Source organism: Marinactinospora thermotolerans DSM 45154, assembly GCF_900167435.1.
Taxonomy (GTDB): Bacteria; Actinomycetota; Actinomycetes; order Streptosporangiales; family Streptosporangiaceae; genus Marinactinospora; species Marinactinospora thermotolerans.
In genome coordinates this window covers 1-4,653 of sequence record NZ_FUWS01000029.1, presented here as the reverse complement: position 1 = coordinate 4,653, position 4,653 = coordinate 1, and the positions used below count along the sequence as shown (strand labels likewise).

Sequence of the window (4,653 nt, the reverse complement as noted above, 5' to 3'; positions counted from 1 at the left end):
GTGCTCCCCGCGCACGCGGGGATGGTCCCCCGCAGGAGGGCGCGACCTGGGAGGCCGCGGTGTGCTCCCCGCGCACGCGGGGATGGTCCCGCGGCAACCCTGACAAGCCCACCGATAGCAATGTGCTCCCCGCGCACGCGGGGATGGTCCCAGCGACCTTCTGGCGCTGTGACCAGAACTTCCTGACAGGCGAGAATCCCCGCCCTAGGCTGGCCAGAGGATCAGCTGGATCACCATGGAACGTGGCTTCGCTATGCCCGGACAGGGTGCGCGGCCTCCGGTGGTGCCGTGGCCTCGCCCGGAAAGAACCCGCCGAGAAGAACGGCCTCAGTGAAGGTCATCGGGAGGAGCGGCGGCCGGAACGAGACGTGTCACGCGATCGCGCGCACTCGATGTACGCGCCGCGTGGTTCATGACCGGAAACCCTCGAACCCCCGCGCGAGGGGCCGCCCGCGCCCTGCTGCTGCGCATCGTCGACCACGGCCGCGTCTTCTGGGCCACTCCCGGTGGCCCGCTGGAGGTGGGAGAGAGGAGGGCACGACCCTGCGGGAGGCCGCTGAAGAGCTCGAACTCGACGGCATCTCGCTGTCCCCGCGGGCACACCACACCGCTTGGGACGCCTGCCTGCTCATCACCTGAGACATGTGAGAACGAGAAGATGAACACCGCATCCGAACTGCGCAACGCCCTCGTCGACCAGATCCGTGACGGCGGGTGGATCACCACAGCCCGTGTGGAACGGGCCATGCGAAGCGTCGAACGTCATCTCTTCCTGCCCGAGGCCGACCTGGAAGAGGCCTACGCCGATAAGAACGTCCCCACCAAGACGGCTCCGGACGGTACGTGCCTCAGCTCGGCCTCCACCCCCGGCATCGTCGCGATGATGCTGGAGCAACTCCATGTCCGCCCAGGCCAGCGGATTCTGGAGATCGGGGCGGGAACCGGCTACAACGCTGCCCTGCTCACCCACCTGGGCGCCGAGGTCACCACCATCGACATCGACCCCGACGCCGTGGCCCACACCCGCAAGGCCCTGGAACGCGCCGGCATACGTGGGGTCCATCTGGTCGAAGGCGACGGGGAGAACGGGGTACCCCGGCGCGTTCCCTACGACCGGATCATCGTCACCGCCGGCGCCTGGGACATCCCCCCGGCCTGGTTCGACCAGCTCGTCGAAGGAGGGCTTCTCGTCGTGCCGTTGCGGTTCCGCGGCACCACCCGTTCCTTCGCCTTCGAGCGTCGAGGGGACCGGCTGGAGTCGAAGTCGGTGAAGCTGTGTGGTTTCATCCCCATGCGCAACGACGACGGTGAACACGACATCGACCTGGGCGGGGTGAGCCTGCGCTGCGATGACGACCAGGACATCACTGTCGAGGCGCTCGGCAGCGTGCTCGACACCCCCAGAAGCGAGCTCTGGTCAGAAGTCGAAATCGGCGCCGAACCGCTGCACGGTATCTGGGGGCGCCTGGCCGTCTTCGAGACGGGGACCTGCCGCATCATGGCCACTGACGAGGCGGTGCGGAGCGGGCGGGCGGTCCCGGTGATCCCGATGCTCAGCCCGGCCATCGCCGAAGACGCCTCGCTGGCCTACCTCGCCCATCGTCCTCTCCCCTCGCGGGAGGGCGGACACCGTTCACGACTCGGCGTGATCGGCCATGGCCCGAACGGCGACGAACTGTGCGCGCGGCTGCTCGACCACATCCGGGAATGGGGAAAGGACCGCTCCGACCGGATCGGCGCGACAGTGGTGAAGAAGACCGCTGCCACGGCAGGCCGAGGGATCACCAAACACGACACCGTGCTGTGTCTGGACTGGAAGGGTTGAGACGGGCTCCGGCGATCTCGGTCTCAACCCCGTGAGGCTCACCGCTCGTCTTCACCTCGGGTCCACGCGGGTTTCGCGGGCTTTCCTGCCCCAAGGAGCCGGGGGCTTCGGTCAGGTCGCGTCGAAAACCGGGAACGGGCTGGTGGGCGTGGCCAGGCAGGCGACCTCACAGCCGAGGAGGGGCGGGATCACTCTGCCAGGAGCCCGCCTCGGATTGAAGAAGCAACGTCCGCGTGCGCCTCTGCGCCAAGGTCCGCAGGTCTTTGCTTCCGGCTCTCCGGAATGGCGGAAGGCGCACGCGGTTTCCAGTCGTTTCCGAAGGTTCGTCCACGACGGTCCGCCCTACCGGCCCTATCTGGCCGTGCAGCGCACCCTCCGCCCTGCTCCTGGCGGCCCTTGTTGGGTTTACCGGTGAAGGGATCGTGGCGTGGTTTCGGGGGGAGTCGCGGCGTTTGTCGGCGTGTTTTCTCCGGGTGTGCCCGATGTGTTCGAGGCTTGCCTTGGGGTTTGTGAAACGTGTTCGCTCCCGATGGCCTGCCGTTTCGGCCGGGGAGGGCGGGCCACGCCAATCCCGCAATTCCCTTGATGGGGGTTTCGTGTCTTACTGGCTGTTTCGCCCTTTTCTTAAGAAGTGGTCGAAACCGGGGGTGGTCACTGGTAACGTCCCAGGTCAATAAGAGTGCTCCCCGCGCACGCGGGGATGGTCCCAAGACCGAGGTCGAGGTGGCGTCCGCACCGTCGGTGCTCCCCGCGCACGCGGGGATGGTCCCTCACCGTCGACGCGAAGGCGTTCGCCGCGGCGGTGCTCCCCGCGCACGCGGGGATGGTCCATGACTCCCCTGCTTTTCGCTGGACCGTCCTCGGGTGCTCCCCGCGCACGCGGGGATGGTCCAGTCCGGAGAGTCCGGTCGTAGCGTTCGATGGTGTGCTCCCCGCGCACGCGGGGATGGTCCCTGAACCACATGTACGGCTACTCCCGGGGTCTGGTGCTCCCCGCGCACGCGGGGATGGTCCTAATTACGAAAAGCGAGTCCCATCATGGGACGAAGTGCTCCCCGCGCACGCGGGGATGGTCCCGACTACAACCCCAACGTGGTGGCTCCGCCGGAGTGCTCCCCGCGCACGCGGGGATGGGCCGGGCAGCCTTGGGGGAACCCCGGGTGCTCTAGCTCGGCTTGTCCCGTCCGGTGTCACGCCAAATCTGGCGTGGGGCCGCTGGTATTCCAGGTGTCCGTGTTCGGCCGGATCCGATGACCCTAGGTGACCGTGAGGCTACCGTCGCCGGTGAGCATCCCCTCAACAGGCAGGAGCCTCATGGGCAGCCACAGGGACCCCGACAAACCCACTGAACTCCGGCCGGGGCGGCACCGGCGACAGCTCCGGCGGCACCAAGCACGGCTCAGAAGGGGTTCCGCCCCAATCTGGCGACGGGCAGGGCGGCAAATGATCCGGGCCGGCGCGCGGATCGCCCGCGTCCTCACCGCCAAGGGCGCCATCCAGGACCCCAAGGTGCACCGCGCGGTGCTCACCGTGAACCGCGACGCCTTCGTGCCGGCCACCGTGTGGGCCGCACGAGACGGCTGGTATGAACCCCGGCCCCGCGACACCGACCCTGAGGTGCAACGGTGGCTCGGCGAGGACGTCTACCTCGTCACCCAGGTGGACGACGGGCGACCCGACGGCGAGGACGGCCGTGGCCGGATCCCGACCAGCTCCCTGTCGCAGCCCTCGCTGGTGGTGCGCATGCTCCAAGAGCTCGCTGTCAGCCCGGGAGATCGGGTGCTGGAGATCGGGACCGGGTCGGGCTACAACACGGCGTTGCTGTGCGAGCTGGCCGGCGAGGACGGCGTGGTCTCGGTCGAGCTGGACGAGACGGTGGCCGAGACGGCCCGTGAAGCACTCACCCGGGAGGGCTGCAAACCGCGCCTGCTCGTCGGCGACGGCGCCCGTGAGGTGGAGGGCGGCCCGTTCGATCGGGTGATCGCGACGGTGGGCGTGCGCCACATCCCGGCCGCGTGGATCTCCGGGACCCGGCCGGGCGGGCTCGTGCTCGCCCCGTGGACACCCGGCCTCGGATTCACCACGGGCGTTCTCGCCCTGCTGGAGGTCGCCGGAGATGGAACCGCGACCGGGCGCATCGTCTCCGACGCCGGATTCATGATGCTGCGCGAACACCGCCTCGCCCCGCTCGGCATCGACACGTTCGTGGACGAGGACGACCCGGCGGCGGTCCCCGGTGAGACGACCGTGAACCCCCGCCTGGTGACCGACCGTGACGCCGGCTGGCGCCTGTTGCTCGGGCACCTCGTCCCGGGGCTCGGCTACGCCTCGTGGGAGGCCGCCGAGGACAACGTGGAGGACGCCGGTGAGGCGTCGGTGTACGTCTATGACCGGGATGGTTCGGGGTCGTGGGCGTTGGGGGAGTACAGCCCGGAGGGGGGTCCGTTCGAGGTGAAGCGGTGTGGTCCCCGGGATCTGTGGGCCGAGGTCGGTGCCGCGCGTGAGGTGTGGCTGGGGGCGGGCCGGCCGGGGCAGGACCGGTTCGGGTTGACCGTCACCTCTGATGGTGAGCATCGGCTGTGGGTGGATGAGCCCGGCAACGTTCTCACGTTGTGACCAGGACTTCCTGACACGCGGGAATCCTCGCCTTGTGGCGGCCGGAGGGTCAGTTTCGGTTGGGGAGGGCGGGGCGCGTTAAGTTCGCGGTTTCCTTGAGGGTGTTTCGTGTCTTATTGGCTGTTTCGCCCTTTTCTTAAGAAGTGGTCGAAACCGGGGGTGGTCGCTGGTAACGTCCCAGGTCAATAAGAGTGCTCCCCGCGCACGCGGGG

Annotated in this window: 2 protein-coding genes and 1 CRISPR repeat array; both genes read left to right on the top strand. The window is 68.6% G+C overall.

The window, feature by feature from the left end; translation table 11 throughout:
* The first annotated feature begins 658 nt into the window (after positions 1 to 658).
* Positions 659 to 1,825, top strand: coding sequence for a methyltransferase, FxLD system (fxlM, locus tag B5D66_RS24755; protein ID WP_159457321.1), 1,167 nt, complete (start codon positions 659 to 661; stop codon positions 1,823 to 1,825).
* A gap of 679 nt (positions 1,826 to 2,504) precedes the next feature.
* Positions 2,505 to 2,962: a CRISPR direct-repeat array (repeat unit 28 nt; unit sequence GTGCTCCCCGCGCACGCGGGGATGGTCC).
* A gap of 306 nt (positions 2,963 to 3,268) precedes the next feature.
* Positions 3,269 to 4,441 carry a methyltransferase domain-containing protein gene (locus B5D66_RS24750; RefSeq protein ID WP_200813785.1) on the top strand — a complete coding sequence of 391 codons (1,173 nt, stop codon included), beginning with the start codon at positions 3,269 to 3,271 and terminating at the stop codon, positions 4,439 to 4,441.
* Positions 4,442 to 4,653: the final 212 nt, after the last annotated feature.